At 71.0% G+C, this 4,329-nt stretch carries 4 protein-coding genes and 1 pseudogene; 2 read left to right on the forward strand and 3 right to left on the reverse strand.

Translation table 11 applies throughout. The features are described 5' to 3' along the window. A pseudogene (locus FV222_RS31280) lies at positions 1 to 155 on the reverse strand (GNAT family N-acetyltransferase); the annotation flags it as partial. Positions 156 to 288: 133 nt separating this feature from the next. Next, a complete protein-coding gene (locus FV222_RS18440; protein WP_147763830.1) occupies positions 289 to 1,455 on the reverse strand; it encodes a type III PLP-dependent enzyme in 1,167 nt (388 codons plus the stop codon). Between the two features lie 761 nt (positions 1,456 to 2,216). Here FV222_RS18440 and FV222_RS18445 point away from each other — a divergent pair. Further along, the gene (locus FV222_RS18445; protein ID WP_147753224.1) at positions 2,217 to 2,750 is read left to right on the forward strand and encodes an N-acetyltransferase; all 534 of its coding nucleotides are present in this window, start codon (positions 2,217 to 2,219) and stop codon (positions 2,748 to 2,750) included. A gap of 10 nt (positions 2,751 to 2,760) precedes the next feature. On the opposite strand, the gene FV222_RS18450 is transcribed toward FV222_RS18445, so the two are convergent. Further along, entirely contained in the window at positions 2,761 to 2,997 is a 237-nt protein-coding gene (locus FV222_RS18450) for a hypothetical protein (protein ID WP_147753225.1), read from the reverse strand. Between the two features lie 198 nt (positions 2,998 to 3,195). On the opposite strand from FV222_RS18450, the gene FV222_RS18455 reads away from it, so the two are divergent. Next, a partial coding sequence (locus tag FV222_RS18455; RefSeq protein WP_147815352.1) for a lipopolysaccharide biosynthesis protein occupies positions 3,196 to 4,329 on the forward strand: 1,134 nt, incomplete at its 3' end.

A 4,329-nucleotide genomic window follows, 5' to 3' on the forward strand; every position in this document is an offset into this window, starting at 1 on the left:
TGGCGGGTCGCCGCGAAGGCGAGGCCGCGGGCGGGAAGGCGCCCCTCGCGCAGCCGCTCTGAGGTCTTGGCCCGGCGGTTCGCGCCGAAGCAGGCGTCGAGCAGGCGCTCGCGCGCCGCGACGTCGTGATGGTGCTCCGCCCGGATCTGGATCATGGCCGTGACCGCCCCGTCGTGATGTGACGCGTGGGACCGGGCGCCGTCATGCCGGCCCTTGGATGAAGGCCGGCCGAACGGAACGCGCGGTGCATCAGGGAAACCCCCGCCGGCGGGCGGCGGGGGGCACGGATCAGATCACGATCTGCTGAAGCGGGGGGAAGCCGTTGAAGGCGACCGCGGCATAGGTCGTGGTGTAGGCGCCGGTGCCCTCGATCAGCACCTTGTCGCCGATCGAGAGCGAGACCGGCAGCGGGTAGTGCTCGCGCTCGTAGAGCACGTCCATCGAATCGCAGGTCGGCCCGGCGAGGACGCACGGGCTCATCCGGTCGCCGTCGTGGTCGGTGCGGACGGGGTAGCGGATCGACTCGTCCATGGTCTCGGCCAGCCCCCCGAACTTGCCGATGTCGAGGTAGACCCAGCGCACCTCGTCCTCCGAGGCCGACTTCTTCGAGATCAGCACCACCTCGGCTTCGATCAGCCCGGCGTTGCCGACCATGCCGCGGCCCGGCTCGATGATCGTCTCCGGCAGCTGGTTGCCGAAATGCTTGGTGAGCGCGCGGAAGATCGCGTCGCCGTAGGACTCCACGCCCGGCACCTGCTTGAGGTACTTCGTCGGGAAGCCGCCGCCGAGGTTGACCATCGACAGGCCGATGCCGCGAAGCGCGCACTCGCGGAAGATCGTCGAGGCGGAGGCGAGCGCCCCGTCCCAGGCCTCGGTGTTGCCCTGCTGCGAGCCGACATGGAACGACACGCCGTAGGCCGACAGGCCCTGGCGGTGGGCGTGCTCCAGCACCTCGACGGCCATCTCCGGCTCGCAGCCGAACTTGCGCGACAGCGGCCAGTCGGCGCCGGCGCCGTCGCAGAGGATGCGGCAGAACACCTGCACCGATCCGGCCTCGATGCCGGCGGCCTCGGCGGCGCGGACGATCTTCTCGACTTCCGCCTCGCAATCGACCGCGAACAGGCGGATGCCGAGGCGCAGCGCCCGGCCGATGCAGCGCTCCTTCTTGATCGTGTTGCCGAAGGAGATCCGCTCCGCGGTGGCGCCGGCGGCGAGCGCCATCTCGATTTCGGCGACGGACGCGGTGTCGAAGCACGAGCCCATGTCGGCCAGGAGGCGCAGAACCTCGGGGGCCGGGTTCGCCTTCACCGCGTAGAACACGCGGGTGTCGGGGAGCGCGCGGGCGAAGGCGGTGTAGTTGTCGCGGACCACGTCGAGGTCGAGCACCATCACCGGGCCCTCGTCGCGGCCGAGGTCGCGGCGGACGCGCAGGAAGTCGCGGATGCGATCGGTCATGTCTGTTCCAACCCACAGGTTCGCGGGGCCGCCCACGGGGGAGCGCGCCGTCGAAGATGTGACGGTCCCTTCAGGGACCGCCGGCGTCTGGGGCTGATGCGACGCGCGGATCCGCGCTGTGGAGACGCGACGATCCGTGCGGGCGCGACGAGCACCCGGAGGCTGCCGTGGATTGGACGGGATTTCCCATCCGCACGCCGGGCAAGGAGAAACAAGCCTCTTCGGTGCCGGCCTTTGGAGGGCCGACGAGACCAAAAAAGCCCGTTCGTCGTTGCTTTAAGCTGCGTCCCCCGTGGAGAGCGGGGTTCGCCGGTTTCGCCTCCGGCTGCCGGTTGTTGTCGGGGTCCGGTGTCGCCACCTGGATGCCGGCCGAAAGGGATCCACCCTGTCGACCATCGATCCTTTAAGACCCCTGGCGGCTGTCCGGCAGTTGGCCGGATGCCCACCAACCGACACGCGGCCACAGGCACGTGCGAAATTGGGCAAGGCGCATATACGAACGGCGCACCACCACCACAAGCGGAATTCGGCCCGCGGCGGCGGGAATCCCCGTGTGTTGCGGGGACCTGTTGCCAAAACGCAGCGCCCGTCCGCGGGCGGGCTTTCCAAGCGCGTAAAGTGCGGGCATCTCACCCCGGTCGACGGTGGCGACGCCCTGCCGGTCCGCGGCATCCGGGGCGCGGGATCGGAATCGGCGGAATGCGGGCGGCGGGCATCATGGTCGGGGTGAGACGGCGGACGATTCGGTCGCGGGTGACCGCGTGAACCCGCAAGCCGACGGCGAGCTGGAGGTCCGGGTCGCGTGCCTGGACGACCTCGACGCCCTGGTCGCCCTGGAGAACGCGACCTTCTCCACCGACCGGGCCGAGCGCCGGGCGATCCGCCACGCGATCCGCTCGCCCTCGATGACGGTACTGGTCGCCCTGCTGATCGAGGCGGACGGGACCAACGTCCTCGTCGGGGCTGCCACCCTGGAGCGGCGGCGCAACAGCCGCAGCGCGCGGCTCTCCTCCATTGCTGTGGCGTCGTCCCGCGCCGGGCTCGGCCTCGGCGGCCGGCTGATGCAGGCGGTGGAGGACGAGGCGCGTCGCCACGGCTGCACCCGCCTGCGCCTCGAGGTGCGCGCCGACAACGGCGCCGGCCTGCGCCTGTACGAGCGCCGGGGCTACACGCGCTTCGAGGTTCGCGAAGGCTATTACGAGGACGGCATGGAGGCGTGGTGTTACGAGCGCGCCCTCGCCGACGACGCGGCGGACGCGACGCAGGAGCCGCCCCGGCAGCGCCGGAGCGGCTGAAGCCGGAAGATCAGTCGCAGCGCTCGCGGCTGACCGTCTTGCGGTCGCCCTCGTCGTTGGTCTTCGTCACCGTCTTCGTGGAACAGCCGTCGCTGCTCTCGCGGGTCTCCACCGTCTTGCTCTCGGTGGCCGGACGATCGACCACGACGGTGTCGGGCGCCCGGCGCTCGATCACGGTGGTCTGGGCGGTGGCGGCCTGGATGCCGGCGAGGGCGAGGATCGCGGCGGCGGGAACGAGGATGCGCATCGGATAGGGACTCCGGGAAAAGTTTCGAACGGACGCGGAAACGGCCTCCGGCCCGAAACCGTTCCGGGGCGCCCTCGTCATGCCGGATTCAGGGAATCTTACCGGCGTCGCGTTAGAGCACGGATGCAGGGGCGCGCCCGCCCGCGCCGGCTCGTCCGCGACGCGTGTCCTTGAGAGCCCGCCCGTGAAAGCCCGACCATGGCCGTGATCGCCGCCTTCGTCATGAATGCCGGGCTGAACTTCGTCCTCGGCCTGCTCATCGCCAAGCTGCTGGGGCCGGCCGATTTCGGGCGTTTCGCGCTGGCCACCGCCGGCACCCTGGTGATCACCACCGTCCTGTTCGAGTGGCTGCGCCTGTCGGCGACGCGGTTCTACTCGGTGCGCGTCCGCCTCGACGAACCCTGGATCCGGCACGGCCTCGACCGCGCCTACGCCATCCTCGCGGTGCTGCTGTTCGCCGCCGCGGCCGTCGCCGCCGGCCTCGGGCTCGGCGACGGGCCGGACGGGCCGGACGGGCATGCCGCGATCCTGTCCGGTGCGATGCTGGCGGCACTCGGCATCGGCGTGTTCGACTATCACGCCGCGCTCGCCCGCGCCCGCTTCGACGGCAAGCTCTATCTCGGGCTGGTCGCGGTGAAGAACGTGATCGCCTTCGCCATGATGGCCGCGGCCGCCTGGTACCTGCGCCAGCCGGCCTGGGTGCTCGCCGCCGCCGGAGTGAGCCAGCTCCTCGCCGTGCTGATCCTGCGCCACCCCTTGCGCGACCCGGCCTCGGCGGTGGAGCACCATCGCCGGCGCGAGACCTGGAGCCTGTTCCTGCGCTACGGCCTGCCCCTGATCGCGGCCAACGCCGTCTACCAGCTGCTACCGTTCCTCAACCGCGGCACCATCGCCGCGCAGGCCGGCTTCGCCGAAGCCGGCTACTTCGCGCTCGCCGCCGACGTGACCGCGCGCAGCCTCACCATGCTCGGCACGGCCCTCGACCTGCTGCTGTTCCAGCTCGCGGTGCGGGCCGAGGAGCAGCACGGCCGCGCGGCGGCCGAACGGCAGGTCGCGGCCAACGCGGCCACCGTCTACGCGCTGCTGCTGCCCTGCGCCGTCGGGTTCTGGGCGGTGCTGCCGGCGCTGGAGGCGTTGGTGGTGCCGGAGGCCTATCGCGGGCCGTTCGCGCTCTACGCGCTGCTGCTGATCCCCGGCCTGTTCTGCCTCGCGATGATGTTCTACGCGATCAACCCGGTGTTCCAGATCCGCCGCCGGACCCTGCCGGTGATCGCGGCGCCGCATCTGGAACACCGGGTTGATCGCGTAGAACATCATCGCGAGGCAGAACAG

The sequence above is a fragment of the Methylobacterium sp. WL103 genome (assembly GCF_008039885.1).
Classification (GTDB): domain Bacteria; phylum Pseudomonadota; class Alphaproteobacteria; order Rhizobiales; family Beijerinckiaceae; genus Methylobacterium; species Methylobacterium cerastii.

Excerpts from the sequence above, each read along its gene's own strand:
- FV222_RS18440 (WP_147763830.1), bottom strand. The coding sequence starts at position 1,455 with ATGACCGATCGCATCCGCGACTTCCTGCGCGTCCGCCGCGACCTCGGC.
- FV222_RS18450 (WP_147753225.1), bottom strand. The coding sequence starts at position 2,997 with ATGCGCATCCTCGTTCCCGCCGCCGCGATCCTCGCCCTCGCCGGCATC.